At 57.3% G+C, this 15,766-nt stretch carries 15 protein-coding genes; 8 read left to right on the plus strand and 7 right to left on the minus strand.

Annotated features, from left to right (window positions below):
* Positions 1–46: 46 nt before the first annotated feature.
* Entirely contained in the window at positions 47–904 is an 858-nt protein-coding gene (gene mazG / locus AC2FHW_RS04725; RefSeq protein ID WP_271948070.1) for a nucleoside triphosphate pyrophosphohydrolase, read from the minus strand.
* A gap of 66 nt (positions 905–970) precedes the next feature.
* On the opposite strand from mazG, the gene AC2FHW_RS04730 reads away from it, so the two are divergent.
* The 4 genes from AC2FHW_RS04730 to AC2FHW_RS04745 all read left to right on the plus strand — a co-directional run bounded on the left by AC2FHW_RS04730 (position 971) and on the right by AC2FHW_RS04745 (position 4,597).
* Positions 971–2,134, plus strand: a complete 1,164-nt coding sequence (locus tag AC2FHW_RS04730) for a M20 aminoacylase family protein (RefSeq protein ID WP_142633389.1) — start codon at positions 971–973, stop codon at positions 2,132–2,134.
* A 12-nt stretch (positions 2,135–2,146) separates the two neighbouring features.
* Complete coding sequence (gene speB, locus AC2FHW_RS04735) at positions 2,147–3,112, plus strand: agmatinase (RefSeq protein WP_271947448.1); 966 nt, start codon at positions 2,147–2,149, stop codon at positions 3,110–3,112.
* Between the two features lie 63 nt (positions 3,113–3,175).
* Positions 3,176–4,123, plus strand: a complete 948-nt coding sequence (gene speB / locus AC2FHW_RS04740) for an agmatinase (protein ID WP_142633393.1) — start codon at positions 3,176–3,178, stop codon at positions 4,121–4,123.
* Between the two features lie 69 nt (positions 4,124–4,192).
* Entirely contained in the window at positions 4,193–4,597 is a 405-nt protein-coding gene (locus AC2FHW_RS04745; protein ID WP_496676216.1) for a DUF1499 domain-containing protein, read from the plus strand.
* On the opposite strand, the gene AC2FHW_RS04750 is transcribed toward AC2FHW_RS04745, so the two are convergent.
* Positions 4,538–4,825: a hypothetical protein gene (locus AC2FHW_RS04750; protein WP_271947446.1), complete on the minus strand. Its 288-nt coding sequence runs from the start codon at positions 4,823–4,825 to the stop codon at positions 4,538–4,540. The genes AC2FHW_RS04745 and AC2FHW_RS04750 overlap by 60 nt on opposite strands.
* Before the next feature lie 63 nt (positions 4,826–4,888).
* On the opposite strand from AC2FHW_RS04750, the gene prfA reads away from it, so the two are divergent.
* The 3 genes from prfA (at position 4,889) to AC2FHW_RS04765 (ending at position 7,599) form a co-directional block, all read left to right on the plus strand.
* Positions 4,889–5,944 (plus strand): peptide chain release factor 1, encoded by a 1,056-nt coding sequence (prfA, locus tag AC2FHW_RS04755; RefSeq protein WP_496821489.1) that lies wholly within the window; start codon positions 4,889–4,891, stop codon positions 5,942–5,944.
* Positions 5,941–6,786: a peptide chain release factor N(5)-glutamine methyltransferase gene (gene prmC, locus AC2FHW_RS04760; protein WP_496675942.1), complete on the plus strand. Its 846-nt coding sequence runs from the start codon at positions 5,941–5,943 to the stop codon at positions 6,784–6,786. Before prfA ends, prmC begins: the two co-directional genes overlap by 4 nt.
* A 237-nt stretch (positions 6,787–7,023) precedes the next feature.
* Positions 7,024–7,599: a DUF4167 domain-containing protein gene (locus AC2FHW_RS04765; RefSeq protein ID WP_271947440.1), complete on the plus strand. Its 576-nt coding sequence runs from the start codon at positions 7,024–7,026 to the stop codon at positions 7,597–7,599.
* Positions 7,600–7,657: 58 nt separating this feature from the next.
* Here AC2FHW_RS04765 and rsmA read toward each other — a convergent pair whose 3' ends face one another.
* The 5 genes from rsmA to lptG form a co-directional block, all read right to left on the minus strand.
* Positions 7,658–8,500: a 16S rRNA (adenine(1518)-N(6)/adenine(1519)-N(6))-dimethyltransferase RsmA gene (rsmA, locus tag AC2FHW_RS04770; protein WP_496821491.1), complete on the minus strand. Its 843-nt coding sequence runs from the start codon at positions 8,498–8,500 to the stop codon at positions 7,658–7,660.
* A gap of 84 nt (positions 8,501–8,584) precedes the next feature.
* Positions 8,585–9,547: a 4-hydroxythreonine-4-phosphate dehydrogenase PdxA gene (gene pdxA, locus AC2FHW_RS04775; RefSeq protein ID WP_281971984.1), complete on the minus strand. Its 963-nt coding sequence runs from the start codon at positions 9,545–9,547 to the stop codon at positions 8,585–8,587.
* Positions 9,544–10,797 (minus strand): peptidylprolyl isomerase, encoded by a 1,254-nt coding sequence (locus tag AC2FHW_RS04780; RefSeq protein WP_281971985.1) that lies wholly within the window; start codon positions 10,795–10,797, stop codon positions 9,544–9,546. Before AC2FHW_RS04780 ends, pdxA begins: the two co-directional genes overlap by 4 nt.
* Positions 10,788–12,950 carry an LPS-assembly protein LptD gene (locus AC2FHW_RS04785; protein ID WP_496821494.1) on the minus strand — a complete coding sequence of 721 codons (2,163 nt, stop codon included), beginning with the start codon at positions 12,948–12,950 and terminating at the stop codon, positions 10,788–10,790. Before AC2FHW_RS04785 ends, AC2FHW_RS04780 begins: the two co-directional genes overlap by 10 nt.
* Positions 12,950–14,050: an LPS export ABC transporter permease LptG gene (gene lptG, locus AC2FHW_RS04790; RefSeq protein ID WP_496675932.1), complete on the minus strand. Its 1,101-nt coding sequence runs from the start codon at positions 14,048–14,050 to the stop codon at positions 12,950–12,952. The genes AC2FHW_RS04785 and lptG overlap by 1 nt, the downstream gene beginning before the upstream one ends.
* Before the next feature lie 246 nt (positions 14,051–14,296).
* On the opposite strand from lptG, the gene AC2FHW_RS04795 reads away from it, so the two are divergent.
* Positions 14,297–15,763 (plus strand): leucyl aminopeptidase, encoded by a 1,467-nt coding sequence (locus AC2FHW_RS04795; protein WP_271947431.1) that lies wholly within the window; start codon positions 14,297–14,299, stop codon positions 15,761–15,763.
* The last annotated feature ends 3 nt before the right edge of the window (positions 15,764–15,766 follow it).

The raw sequence follows: 15,766 nt of genomic DNA on the forward strand, positions 1-15,766 counted from the left end.
GTGAAGGTGGGACACTCGCAAGTGTCCGAGAGCTTGTCTAGCGGTTTTACATTCCGGCCTCGGCCTTTGCCGGCGGGAGTTTGCCATTGGCCCGATGTTCCTCGATCTTCACCTCGTCCCAAAGCGCGTCCATCTCTTCCAGCGTGCTTTCTGTTGGGGTTTTTCCCCGTGCAGCCAGACGCGACTCGACCTGCTCGAACCGGCGGGTGAACTTGGCGTTGGTCCGACGCAGGGCGGTTTCGGGCTCGACCCCAAGATGGCGGCCCAGATTGACCATAACGAATAGCAGATCGCCGAACTCATCCTCTAACGCATCCGCATCCATGCGGTCGCGTGCCTCTTCCAGCTCGGCAGCCTCTTCGGTAATCTTGGCCAGCACATGGCTGGCATCGGGCCAGTCGAATCCAACACGAGCGGCACGTTTCTGCAATTTGAGAGCACGCAGCAGGGCGGGCAGGTTGGCGGCGACACCGTCCAACGCGCCTTGTTGTTCTTTACCAGCACGTTCGACTGCTTTGATGGCTTCCCAGTCCAGTGTTTGCTGCTCTGCCGATTTGTCGCGGGATTCGTCGCCAAAGACATGCGGGTGCCGGGCGACCATCTTGTCCGACATGGTGCGCACCACGTCCTGAAAGGTGAAATGCCCGGCTTCTTCGGCCATTTGTGCATGAAAGACAGACTGGAACAGCAGATCCCCAAGTTCGCCCTTCAGCTCATCATAAGCCTCACGTTCGATGGCATCAGCGACCTCATAAGCCTCTTCGATCGTATAAGGAGCGACCGTGCCGAAATCCTGCTCAATATCCCATGGGCAGCCAGTTTGAGGGTCGCGCAGTCGGCGCATGATCTCTAACAAGCGTTCGATGCCAGCATCGCTGTCATGGATCAGAGGATTTTCGGCCATTGCGAACCCTTTCGTTCCGGTGTCAGATGCATCCATTCCGCAGTCACGATCAGGAGTCCACCCCAGATGCCCGTCGTCAACCGAATTGCCGATTTCTCTGCCGATATGGCCGCATGGCGCCAGCATCTGCATACGATCCCCGAGCTTGCATTCGAATGCCACGAAACCGCGGCCTTTGTCGCTGATCGACTCCGTGAGTTCGATGTGGATGAGGTGCACCAAGGGATCGCCACTACTGGGATCGTTGCGATCATCAATGGCCAGGGTGAGGGGCCGACGATAGGTCTGCGCGCTGATATGGACGCTTTGCCTATCCCCGAGGAAACAGGGGTCGCGTACCAATCAACCAAGCCCGGAAACATGCATGCCTGCGGTCATGACGGGCACACCACGATGTTGTTGGGCGCGGCGCGCTATTTGGCGGAAACCCGAAATTTCCGTGGACGCGTGGCGCTGATCTTTCAACCGGCCGAAGAAGAGGGTGGTGGCGCGGGCGTCATGGTCGAAGAGGGGATCATGGACCGGTTCGACATTTCCCAAATCTATGCATTGCACAATGCGCCTGGAATTCCCGAAGGATCCTTTCAGACAACCCCCGGGCCGATCATGGCTGCTGTTGATACGTTCGAAGTTCACATTCAGGGCCTTGGTGGCCATGGTGCCATGCCGCATGAAACCCGGGATCCGGTGATGGCGGCCTGCGGTATCGCCCAGGCGATTCAGACCATCGTCAGTCGTAACAACTATGCTTTGGACAGTCTGGTGATCTCGGTCACGCAAATCCATACCGGCACCGTGAACAACGTGATCCCCGATACCGCCTTTATCAACGGCACTGTGCGCACTTTTGATCCGACTGTGCAGAAAATGGTGATGGAGCGGATGGAACAGATCGTACAAGGACAAGCCCAATCCTATGGTGTCGAAGCGCGGCTGGACTATGAGGTCAACTATCCTGCAACAATCAATGACGCCGACAAGACTGGTTTTGCCGCAGAAATCGCGCGTGATGTTGCCGGTGCAGATCGCGTGATGACCAATGTCGACGCGATGATGGGGGCCGAGGATTTTTCATACATGCTGCAGTCGCGCCCCGGCGCTTACCTGTTTCTGGGGCAAGGCGAGGGGGCCGGATTGCATCATCCGAAATACAACTTCAACGACGACATCGCGCCGGTTGGGGCGTCTTTCTTTGCGCGGATCGTCGAAAAGGCCCAGCCTTTGGGCTGACAGGAGAAAGACATGGCACTGGAAGATTCAAAGAATTTCGTCGATGAGGCGTTTACCAATCCTGAACTGAAAGGCGTCTCGTACGAGAATACTTTCGGGGGGGCGATGTCATTTTTGCGCCGCTTGTATACCAAGGATCTGACCGGGATCGATATCGCCGTAACCGGCGTGCCATTTGATCAGGCGGTGACGAACCGCCCCGGTACGCGTCTTGGGCCACGCGCCATCCGCGAGGCCAGCACGTTGCAATCCCCGGATGAGCCTTATGGCTGGCCGTTTGATGCGCTAAGCGAATTGGCAATCGTGGATTATGGGGACATGGCTTATGACTACGCCAATATACCTGCCTTTCCGGACACATTGACGGACCACATTCGCACAATTCTCAACGCTGACGTGGCCTCGGTGACGCTTGGTGGGGACCACTATATCAGCTTTCCGATCCTGAAGGCCTATGCCGAGAAATACGGGCCAATGTCCTTGCTGCAATTTGATGCGCATACGGATACATGGGCTGACGACGACATGTCCCGCGTGGATCATGGGACCATGTTCTACAAGGCGGTCAAATCAGGGATAGTGGACCCCAAGCGTTCCGTTCAGGTGGGTATTCGTACGACGAACGAAGATACTTTGGGGGTCAACATCATTGACGCTCGGGAGGTGTACGAGTCCGGTCCCGCCGCCGTGGCGCAAAAGATCAAAGGCATTCTTGGTGACAACCCGGTTTACCTGAGCTTCGATATCGACGGTCTGGACCCGGCCTTTGCGCCTGGCACGGGAACGCCGGTCTGGGGTGGACTGAGTTCGATTCAGGCTCAGATCATCCTGCGCGACATTGCTGGGATTAACATCAAAGGCGGGGACGTGGTCGAGGTTTCGCCGCCCTATGACACCTCAGGTGCGACAGCGATTGCAGGCGCACATGTGGCGACGCAAATCATTTGCCTGCTGGGATGGAACAAGCTGAATCCTTAACCTTTGGTTAGCCATCTTTCCGGTATCAGGTTAGCAGCAGGGCAGGACGGAAGACATAACGGCATGACACAATTCAACCAACCAATCAGCGGTAACGATCTGGCGCGTTTTTCCGGCCCAAACACGTTTATGCGCCTGCCGCAGGCGGATACGTTGGCCGGATTGGATGTGGCCGTAATAGGCATCCCGATGGACATTGGCACCTCTTGGCGGTCGGGGACACGGTTCGGACCGAAACAGATCCGCAGCGAAAGTGCGATGCTGCGGCCTTACAATATGGCCACCTTTGCGGCCCCCTTCGACAGCCTGCAAATCGCCGACATCGGCGATCTGGCGATCAACACCTTTTCGCTGTCCGACAGCCTGAGGATCATCAAGGAAAGCTATGACGCGATTCTGGCGCAGGGTGTGACACCTGTGGCGATGGGGGGCGATCACTCGATCACCTTGCCGATCCTGCGGGCCATAGCCGCGAAACACGGGCCTGTGGCGCTTGTCCATGTGGATGCCCATGCGGATGTGAATGATGAGATGTTTGGCGAAAAGGAAACCCACGGCACCGTTTTCCGGCGCGCCTATGAAGAAGGGCTGATCGTGCCGGACAAAACCTTTCAGATCGGGATCCGAGGCTCTGGCTATGCGGCATCGGACTTTACCGAGGCCAAAGGGTGGGGCTTTCGCCAATACCCCGCATGGGAGCTTTGGCAGCAGAACCTGACGGTCATGGGCGCGCAGATACGCAATGAGATCGGGGATCATCCGGTCTATATCACCTATGACATCGACAGTCTGGACCCGTCCTTCGCCCCCGGAACCGGCACGCCCGAGATTGCCGGGTTAACCACACCGCAAGCGTTGCAACTGATCCATGCCCTGGGCGGGGCTAATGTGGTTGGGTGTGATCTGGTCGAGGTTTCTCCGCCGTACGATCCCTCTGGCAATACGGCGCTGACCGCTGCCAATCTGCTGTTTGAACTGCTGTGCATATTGCCAGGCGTGACGTCACGGTAGGGATCGCGGCAATCTCTTGTTTGCCATGCGGAACTGCATATGGTTCCGCAATCTAACAGAGTGGAAAAGATGAAAATGGCGCTGTGGCTGATTGCGGGTCTGATTGTCCTTGTGGGGGGGTATATACGGCTTGCGCCATCTGATCCCGCCATCTGGCACAATACCCCCGTCGGCGACGCGAACAGAGACCTCCGTGGTGGCGTCGTGCGAGTACTTGAAACGGGGCCGGACGGGTTGGCGCAGTTGAACGAAATCGCAATGGCCTCACCACGTACAAAGGTTCTGGCCGGGTCAGTTGATGACGGGATGGTCACCTATATCACCCGTACCAAAGTGATAGGTTTTCCAGATTACACAACCGTCCAGCAGAACGGCGACACACTGCGCATCTATGGCAGGTTGCGCTTTGGACGCTCAGATTTTGGGGTAAACCGAAACCGCGTTGATGGCTGGCTCGCGCGGATGCAGCCCTGAGGACAGGCATCCTTCCTGTACCTCGCGCCACATCGGAACGTTCAGTGACATCTGACATTGTGCAGTGAAAATGCGACCGTCGACCTGCAGGCAGATCATCTCACCCAATTCAACGCGTGACCCGGATTTGTCAGTGCAATAGCAGTCCTGTACCTTGCCGCCGGGACCGACGACATCGGCCATCGCGGGCGTCGCAAAAAGCGATAGAACCAGAACCAACCGTCTCATGCGGGGCAGCTTAGCATACGGACAGCCCTTGACCATAGCCCCGGATTAAGAGACACCGCCCGGATGATCCCCGAAGAACGCCTTGAACAGATAACTCAGCGATTCCAATACCTCGAAGCAGCCATGGCAGATGGTGCTTTGGGCGGCGATATTGCTGTGCTGGCCAAGGAATATTCGGACCTCAAGCCGGTGGTCGATCAGATCATGGCATGGCGCCAGCTGGTCACTGACCTTGCCGAGGCCGAGGCGATGCTGGCCGATCCTGATATGAGGGAGCTGGCCGAAGAGGAAATCCCCAACCTGCAGGCCCAAATTCCCGGTGCCGAAAACGCCCTGCAACTGGCCTTGTTGCCTAGGGATGCCGCTGATGCGCGCCCGGCCATGTTGGAAATTCGCCCTGGAACCGGCGGTGATGAGGCCGCGCTTTTTGCGGGAGACCTGCTGCGCATGTATCAGCGGTATTCCGAAGCGCGCGGCTGGAAATTCGAGATTATCGAGGAGCAGGCGTCGGATCTAGGCGGCATCAAAGAGGTGGTTGCCCATATCAAAGGCGACAACGTCTTTGCCCGTTTGAAATACGAATCTGGCGTTCACCGGGTGCAGCGGGTGCCGGAGACCGAAAGTGGCGGGCGCATTCATACCTCGGCGGCGACGGTGGCGGTTCTGCCCGAGGCCGAGGATGTCGATATTCAGATCGACGCCAATGATATCCGTATCGACACGATGCGCAGCTCGGGTGCGGGTGGGCAGCACGTGAACACCACCGATTCGGCCGTGCGGATTACACACTTGCCCACCGGGCTTGTGGTGACCAGCTCCGAGAAATCTCAACACCGCAATCGCGAAATCGCGATGCAGGTTCTGAAGACTCGACTTTATGATCAGGAGCGTCAGCGGATTGACAGCGAACGCTCGGCAGATCGGGCGAACCAGGTCGGGTCTGGCGACCGGTCGGAACGGATCAGGACCTATAATTTCCCGCAAGGCCGCATGACGGACCACAGGATCAATCTGACGCTGTACAAGTTGGATCAGGTGATGCAGGGCGATCTGGATGAGGTAGTCGACGCATTGACCGCGGATGATCAGGCGCGTCTCCTGGCCGAGATGGCGCAATGACCGGCGGCCAGACAGCGGCTCAGGCCATGGTGGCCGCTACGGCAAGATTGCGTGCGGCTGGTGTGGCTGATCCGGCGCGGGATGCGCGGGTTCTACTCGCCCACGCCGCCCGGATCGAAGCAAGTCGCGTGACACTGATTACACCCGAAGAGCTTTTACCGGATATTGCTGAGCGATACGAGCAACTGATCTCGCTTCGGGCCATTCGTGTGCCCGTTTCTCATCTGTTGGGGGAACGTGAGTTTTACGGCCGTCGGTTCAAAGTTAGCCGGGACGTGCTGGATCCACGCCCGGAAACAGAGGTTCTGATCGAGGCCGCGCTGAGCGAACCCTTTGACTATGTCCTCGATCTGGGGGTTGGATCGGGGTGCATCCTGATCACATTGCTGTCCGAACGCACCAGTGCATCGGGTATTGGTGTGGATCTGAGTGAGGCGGCCTGCCTACAGGCCAGTGCAAATGCCGTGCAACACGATGTTCAGAACCGGATCGAAATTAAGCAATCCGATTGGTTTGGAGACATTGAAGCTAAATTTGACCTGATTGTTTCAAACCCGCCCTATATTTCCCTTCCGGAAATGGACACCCTGGCACCTGAAGTGCGGGACCATGAGCCGCGGATGGCATTGACAGACGAAGGTGACGGCTTGGGGGCCTACCGCAGGATTGCTGCCGCCGCCCCGGATTTTCTATTGCCCCATGGTCGGTTACTTGTCGAAATCGGACCCGAGCAAGGGCAAAGCGTCGCATCTTTGTTCGACGCAGCAGGATTGACAGACGTACGGATCATTCCCGATCTGGATGGTCGCGACCGCGTCGTTTTCGCCAGAATGCCTTCATGACGGAACGTTCTGAGGCCGAAATGCGCCGATTGATATAAAAAAGGTACAAAAATTGGGACAAACCTCTTGTCTGCACGCTCTGGACGTGTTTACTCAGGTGTAGTCAGAGAGGTTGACGCTGTTACAGCGGGCCCCTGACGCCAAGCCCAAAAAAGCCGACATCGTGTCATAGCTAAGCCCTTGAGCAGTGCAAGACGCGAACTGATCGGCAGCGAACGACAAGGCTGACTAAAGTAGATGAGATCTTCCAAATCCCGCTCTCGGGCAAAGAATAACCGCAATCGTCCTTCTGGCGGCAACGTCGTAAACCGAGTTTTCGACAGTTCGGGCCCAGAGGGCAAAGTGCGTGGCACGCCGCAACAGATTATTGATAAATATAATCAGCTTGCACGCGATGCTCAGTTGTCTAACGACCGTGTAGCTGCCGAAAACTTTCAGCAGCACGCCGAACATTACCTGCGTTTGCTTAGCGAAGCTCAGCGTGAAATGGATGCACGCCGTGAGGAGCAAGAGCGTCAGAATCGCGAACGCCAGGCTGAACGAGATCGTGAGCGTGCCGAGCGTCAGGAACGCGAAACCGTCCGCCAGTCGGATCCCGCTGAGGCACCTCAACCTGATGTGATGGGGTTTGCCGCTGACGCAGCTGCTCCGGAATCCGGGCTTGTAGAAACGCCTGAAAGCAAAAGCCCTGAAGAGGGTGAGAAAAAAGAAAAACCGGCCCGTCGGCCTCGGGCACGCAAGCCCAAAGCCGCACCTGCTGCGGCTGAGGACGCGCCCTCTGGCAACGGTGATACGCCTGAAGCGGCAGAGTAAATCAGCCAGTATAGAAAAGAAAAACCCTGCGGTCTGTTAGGCCGCAGGGTTTTTTGTTTCAGGATCTTTTGACTTCGCGGGCCAATGCGCAGAACGCTTCTATAGGCACTTGTTCCGCACGTTCGGTGGGTTTGATCCCGGCTGTTATCAGGCGGTCTTCGATATCGGGTGCGACGCCTTTCAGTGAAGCCCGCAGCATCTTGCGGCGCTGATTAAATGCGGCGGCAACCACGCGGGACAGGGTGGCAGGGTCAGCCGGATATCGTGGTTGAGGCAGGGCGGTCAGGTGGACCACAGCGCTTGAAACCTTGGGGGGCGGGGTGAACGCGCCGGGTGGCAGTGACATGGCGATGCGCGCGTCGGCCCGCCATTGGGCAAGGATGGCTAGGCGGCCATAGGCTTTGCCGCCGGGTTGGGCGACGATCCGTTCCGCCACTTCGCGCTGAAACATCAGGGTCAGGCTTTGCCAGAACGGAGGCCATTGCGGCGGAGTCAACCAGCGGACCAGCAATTCGGTGCCGACGTTATAGGGCAGGTTCGCTGCCACACGGATCGGTGGTGTGAGATGCACAAGCGGATCAATCTCAAGCGCGTCACCGTTGATGACCTCAAGCCTACCGGGATAGGCGGCGGCGATGTCGTTTAGGGCAGCGATACAGCGTGTGTCTTTTTCAACTGCAACAACCTTGCGCGCACCTTCTGAAAGTAGCCCACGGGTCAGCCCGCCGGGGCCGGGGCCGATTTCCAGAACATCGCATTCCGCAAGATCTCCGGCCTGCCGCGCGATCTTGGCGGTCAGGTTCAGATCCAACAAAAAGTTCTGGCCTAGCGACTTGCGAGCCGAGAGTTGATGCGAGGCGATAACCTCGCGCAGAGGGGGAAGGTTGTCGATAGTGCTCATGATCCGATCACCGTGGCGCGGTTTGATAGGAGAGCGCCAGAGAATTTTTACCTCTGGCCGGGATATTTACAGCCCGCTGAAGGATCAAGAGCTTTGTGCCATCTGCTGGGCAAGTTTCAGCGCTTCGATCAGGCTGGTCGGGTTTGCAAGGCCTTGCCCCGCAATGTCCAGTGCAGTCCCGTGATCGGGTGAGGTTCGGATAAATGGAAGGCCTAGTGTGACGTTCACACCGCGATCGAAATCCAGCGTCTTGATCGGAATCAGAGCCTGATCGTGATACATGGCGATGGCGGCGTCATAGCGCGCGCGCGCTGCGGCGTGGAACAATGTATCCGCGGGGTGCGGGCCGGTTACGGTATACTCTTTGCGGGGCAGCTCTGTGATCAGCGGCGCAATCCAGTCCAGTTCTTCTTGCCCCATCTTGCCGCCTTCACCGGCATGCGGGTTGAGGCCCGCGACGGCTATCCGCGGGGTGGCAATACCGAACTGTGATTGTAGTCCCTGGGCGGTGATTTCGATGGTTTCCCGCAAAAGCTCGGGCGTAAGCTCGCAAGGAACGCGTGAGAGCGGGATGTGGATGGTTGCTGGTACAACGCGCAGCTGGTCGCTGGCCAGCATCATCACAACACGTTGGGACCCAGCCAAGGCGCCCAGAAATTCCGTATGGCCGGGGAATGAGAAACCTGCCCCGTCGATAAGTGCTTTCTTGTGGATCGGTGCGGTACATAGCGCCGATGCAGAACCGGACTGAACCAGCGCTACGCCGGTTTCAATGGCAGTGACAACTGATATGGCGTTGGCTGGATTAGGGTGCCCAGGCCGGTTGGGGGCTGGAAAGTCCAGTTGCAGTACGGGCAGGGCAGAGCCACAGATCTCGACCGCCTGAGAGGCGTCGCTGATCTGTACCGACGGTGTCTCGGGCGGCAAATGCGCGGCATCGCCAATATAGAAGAAAGGGCAGGTGGTTCTAAGGCCGGCCCAAGCTTTTGCGGCGATCTCGGGCCCAATTCCGGCCGGATCGCCGCAGCTGAGCGCGATTGGCTTCATTGTTCAACAATAGTTGCGTCGGCACGCATTTGCCCCAACAGGCTTTCTGCAAGTGTTTGCAGCCTTTGCTGGGTCAGAGCATTGGCGACATCTGCACGCGTTGTCTCTTCGCCAAGGTTGCGGGTACGTGTGCACAACATCACAAAAGCCAGTGTTTGGCCGTTGTTGCGGGTCAACGTGGTTGAAACTTCGTTCAGGTCCAGTTTGGCCAGTTCCAATGCGATATCGCGCGGGATTTCCGACGGTTTGCTGACATTCCGCTCTAAGACTTCTGCTGGCTTGTTTTGCACGATACCGTACAGATCATCGCAAGTGTCTATTTCTTCTTTCAGCTTTTCGGCTGCGGCCAGTGTTTCCGCACTACGACCACCGGGCATGTAATAGACAGCATAGTCGATCTCGGAATAGGTGGGCGTACTCGCAGCGGTCTCACGCAAACCGCGCATCTGAAACAGTGCAACGGCATTGGGCAGAGGAATGGGCTGGGTGACGTCACCATTTTTGAGCCCGATGATGACCGGCTGCAGCGCCGGGGGCAGATCGGTCAAGTTCAACCAGTCGAGGCGCCCCCCATTGGTGCGAGTTCCGGCCGCCGAGTACTGTGTTGCGGCGGTTGAAAAGGAATCATAGCCCTCGATCAAGGCGATCTCTTCGGCCAGCAGTTGAACCTGTGGCAGGTTTTGTTGGTTCACAGGAATAATGATTTCCGAAAGAAGGACTTGCAGGCCGCCACTTCCAGATTGTCCAAGTGCGCGATTGATCTCGTCTTCCGATGGTCTCGCCTGCGACAGAAAACGCGCGCTGACGAATTCACGCCAGGAAATCTGATCCTTGATGAAATCCCGAACCGTCTCACGGTCAACACCGGCATCCGCCAGAAGCTGCAGGAATTCGTCGCTCGAAAGCTGACCGCGGGCTGCAAATTGGTCTATTCCAACCTGAACGTCTTCGGGGGCGACCACGATTCCAGCGTCGCGCATCGCCTGTTTGCGCAGGCGGTCGTCTATCAGAGCTTTGCGCACGTCTTCCTCGGTTGCGCCGGGAACACCCAGAATCGAGAGGAATTGCAGGCGCTGTTCCAGCTCATACCAGGTCACGATGTCTTGATTGACCTTTATGGCAGGTGAGAACAGGTTCTGCGCCACTGCCTTTACAGGTGCTATGGCAATCGAAACTGCAACCAGTGCCGGAGCAACCAGCCCGATATGGCTGGAACGAAAGAAACGTGAAAAACCTGTTATCAACTGCATCTTCTCTTGTACTGTTTGCCGCCACCTTCGACAGAATATCCTGTCAGAGCTACGGTAAAGCCGAATTCGGTCGAAGGCTCAATACTTGATGACGAGGTATAGCGCCTGCTGACCGACATGTTAACCTGAACACACTCGTTCCGGTACGTGATACCCAACCCATATCTGATCGGTTCAGATTCGCTCAGGTCATACCGCGCCTGAGCACGGGTTTGCCAGTTCTGATCGATGTCGTACCGCCCGCGCAACCAGATCTCAGAAATCTCATCGTCGACATTTTCTGCGGGATCGGGTTCTTGCCAGACATAGCTTCCGCTGAGGGCCGTTGTTTCCTTTTGCCATGCTGCACGCAGCTCGGCCTTGGCAAAGCTGAAATCTCCGTTCACCAAACCTCGCCCGGCCAGAGACCACCCGTTGGGCGTTTCAAGTTGTCCGGCGATCAACACATCGGACGATGTGCCCTGAAGGCCCGATGTAAGGTTAAAGTCGGGATCAGCATCCGCACGAAAGACCTGACCGATCGTGGCACGCGCTTGCCAGCCCCTGGAGCCATAACGCGCCCAATTCATCCCAACAACGCCGCTGACCCCATCTTCGCGCCTGTCCTCGGCAGGGAATCGGGACAGGGATAACAGGTTACCCTGGTCAAACTCCTGAAACGTACTTTCGTCGATAGGAACATCATTGTCGGAGACATGCGTCCACCCGATCTGCGCGATGGGTTCCAGCAACTGGGTTGCGCCCGACGCCTCGCGGCGGGTCATTGGCAGGCGCAGCGTCAGTGCGGCGCGCGGGGTCGTGCGGGTCACCTGATCGGGATAGGCGCTGTCGTGGCGGATATTGAACGTGTCGATTGACGCGCCTACTTGGGCATCTGCACGCAGCCCCCAGCCCAGTATCCAGCTGCGCAGCCATTCGGTATCGAAGGTCGCTCGGGCAACATCGCGCCCGATAACGTCCTCATTGCTCGTTCTTTCATGGGCATGGCCGATGAAAGCCATCCGCACCTCTCCTCCGACAGCTGCCGGGAAGAAGCGTTTGCGATAGTTCAGGTCGAAGATGCGAGAAGGAATCTGATCCTGATCCTCGCTATCTCGCAAGGTTTTATAGTGGTTTAGGCTGGTCCGGAAAGCGGTATCGCGCTTGATCCTTTCCAGGGCAATTTCGCTGCGCAGACGGTCAAAGTCGGGCAGGCCGTAATCAGCCAGATAGGAATCGTCGGACGTGGTTCGAATGTTGAAGGTCAGGCGATAGTCGTCCGGCAGATCAAACCAGCCGTTGGTAAAGAAATATCCGCGCGCCTCGTCCCGTTGAAGGTCATCGCGAGTATGCGCGCCTTCGATTGTGAGCCGTCCGTTCTTAAAGGCCTGACGATAGCGATAGCCCAGAGTTCTGGTCTTACCGGAAAGGTAAGGTGTCAACGTGAGGTCCTTGTGATCTCCAAGCTTGAAGAAATAGGGAACCTTTATGCCTGTGCCCAACTGCGAGGTGGTGCGGACCGATGGGACCAGAAAACCAGTCGCCCGGTCCAGCGTTGGATCGGGGAGACGCAGGTAAGGGAAATAGAAGACCGGCACATCCAGCACCCGGAATTGCGCACCTTCGAAATAGAGCTGTCGTTCCAACTGATCATGGGTCACCTTGCGGGCACGGATTTGCCAGAGCGGTGGCCGCCCATCCGTGCAGACATGGCAAGACGTCGCCGAGACTTTGCTGAACTGGGTGTATCTGCCGCCAGCACGTGTCGCCTGCACCGAGGCAATTTGCACCTGTTGGTCGAACACCATTCGGGCGCCGATCAAAAGGCCGTTGAGCAAACCCCGGTCGAGTTCTGCGGAATCCGCCAAAACTGTAGTTCGATTGCCCTGATCAATCCGGATCGGTCCTTCCAGTGTAAGCTCACCGCTTTCGCGGTCGTACAAAATCCGGCTGGCCGTCATTTTGACGTCACCCTGAAACGCTTCGACATTGCCCTCTGCGATCAGCACACGCTCTGGGGTAATGAAAATCTTGTCGGCGACAAGTAAGGCTGGTGGCTCTTGCTGGGACGCGTTCGTCGTTTGATCCTGTTCCGGCAAAGTCTGGGCCAGGACATCCAAAGGCAAAGACAATGCAACCGCACCCGAGAGCAATAGCAGAGCGAATTTGCGCATTAGCCATCCTCCGCATGCAACAGCAGGCCAAGAGAAAGAAGGATGGCCGCAAATGGCGGGGCCCAGGCTGCAACGAAGATAGGCAACTGACCGTTTTCTCCCAATATTTGCGCGAAATTACGGACGAAATAGATGGCGAAGCCCAGTAACACGGCCGTCAGCACCGCTATTCCGGTGCCGCCGAACCGGACATGCCGCATGGTAAAGGCCGCGCCAATCAAGACCATTGCGACCAGAAACAGAGGTCTTGCCAGTTGGACCTGAAACCAGACCTCGTATTGCTTGGTCGAAAAGCCCGCCTCGCGCAGGTCTCGGATCAACTGGGGCAAATCGTAGACAGACATCGAATCCTGGTTGGCCAGCCTGTCCAGAATGCGCTGACGTGTCAGGGTGGTCGGAATCTCCAGACGATCATGCTCTTTCGAGCCAGCTTCGGGATTGATGCCGTTCATAAGCGGCCAGATCTTGGCATCCCGTAAAACCCAAAAACCGTCTTCCAACTTGGCCTGTTTGGCAGAGATTTGGCGTGTCGGCTGACCAATCGCGTCGAATGTTATTATGGTGACGTCCTTCAACAGCAGGGTGTTACCGTTGGACGTTCGGCGCGCGTGGACAACCGATTGGCCCTCTTCTGTAGCTTGCCGTAACCACAAACCCTCACTGCTGATCGAAAGAGCTGAGCTGGTGCGGTTACGGTAGGAATCGGAAAGCCGTTGGAATTCTTCGGAAGTTGCGGCAGCAAACGGGTTAAGCACCGCAACCGCCAAGGCTCCGATCAACAGGGCCAAAGTTACAGGTGCAAGCAGGACGCGAATTCCAGATCGCCCGATCGAGCGCGTCACCACCAATTCCGAGCTGCGCGCCAATCCGATGAACAACGCAATCGTGGACAGGATGATCAGCAGGGGCAGCATCTCACCGATGGCGGCGGGCGTATTCAATAGGGTCAGATACAAAAGCCGGCCAAATGACAGATCGACCTCATCAAAGCGCCGTACCTGTTCAATCAGATCGATCAGAATCATCAGCGTCAAAAAGATACAGCCAATGACCAGAAAGCTCTGGGTGAACCGGCGGGCAAAATATCGATCCAGGATCACAAACGCGCCCCCGGCATCACCGCGTTGCCTGCAGCGGGGGCCTTGAAGTTAAGAGAATCAGCGGTACATGCGCCAGCGCGCAACGGCCTATGCCTGCCCCGATTTGCCAATTCGCCCTCCCGCTCTCCGACCTTGCCGGAACTTTTTCCGCGACTGTAATGCAAATGCCCGGCGGGGAAAACTGCTATCTGGTCAATGCGGTCGCCGCGGGCTAGGTCTTGGGAAACAGATTTTCAGGAGTTCCCAATGAGCAGTCTTGTTCCAATTCAGTTTAAGGCTTTTGACGTGGACGTGATGGCGCAGACCAAAGGGCGCGTCGTGATTATTGTCTCGGATGAAGGCAAGATGAACCCAGCCGCACGCCGCGCCAACCGTCTGACCCGGGGCGCAGTCGCGCGACTTGTCGAAAGCGACCGGTTCGAAAAGGTGAAATCCGGCGATGTAGTCTCTCTTGCCTGGCCAGGCGGAATGGCCGCTGAAGCGCTTGATATTCTCGTGCTGTCGCGCCGTGCCGATGCTGCAGAGGCACGCAAGGCCGGGGCGAAGCTGGCCAAATTGTCTGATCACCAGCCCTTGTTGGTCATGGCCGGAAATCAAGCCCGGACCGAAGAACTGGCATTGGGGATCGTTTTGCGCAGCTATGATTTCGATGCCCATAAAACCCGAGATTCGGATGAAGCCGGATCAGTAACAATCAGTCATCAGAAACATGATGAAGTCGAAGCCGCATTCGCACCGCTGTATGCGATTGCCGATGGTGTCCGGATGACTCGGGATCTGACCAATGAACCCGCCAATGTGCTGACGACGACCGAATTCGCAGATCGTTTGTCCGAAATGAAGGCGCTTGGCCTGGACGTCGAAGTGCTCGACGAAGACAAACTGGCCGAATTGGGTATGCGCACCTTGTTAAGCGTCGGGCAGGGCTCGGTCAGCCCGTCGAAGGTTGTGGTGATGCAGTGGAATGGGGGCGACAAGGATGATGCGCCGCTGGCGCTGGTGGGTAAGGGCGTCGTGTTTGACACCGGCGGCATTTCCTTGAAACCCGCTGCAGGCATGGAAGACATGACTATGGACATGGGTGGGGCAGGTGTGGTCGCCGGCACCATGCGGGCGCTGGCCAAGCGCAAGGCCAAAGCCAATGTCGTGGGCCTTGTCGGGCTAGTGGAAAACATGCCTTCGGGCAATGCCACGCGCCCCGGCGATGTCGTCAAGTCGATGAAGGGCGACACGGTCGAGGTCATCAATACCGACGCCGAGGGCCGTTTGGTCCTGTGTGATGTGATGTGGTACGCGCAAGAGCGGTTTGCCCCCGTGGGCATGATCGACCTGGCAACATTGACCGGCGCGATCATCATTGGGCTTGGGCATGAGAATGCCGGTGTCTTTTCGAACAATGACACGTTCTGCAACGCCTTCCTAAAGGCTGCCGGGGCCGAGGATGAGGGCGCATGGCGGATGCCGCTGGGCAAAGCCTATGACGAGCAGCTGAAATCGCGCATCGCCGATATGAAGAATGTCGGTGGACGACCTGCCGGATCCATCACTGCTGCGCAGTTCCTGCAGCGGTTCGTGAAGGACGAAACCCCCTGGATCCATCTGGACATTGCTGGGGTGGCTTCGATTGCAACCGAGACATCCTATGCGCCCAAAGGGGCCACCGGTTGGGGTGTCCGCGCACTGAGCCGGTTCGTGCAGGACAATTTCGAATAATCC

It is taken from the genome of Ruegeria sp. YTSA108 (assembly GCF_059610185.1).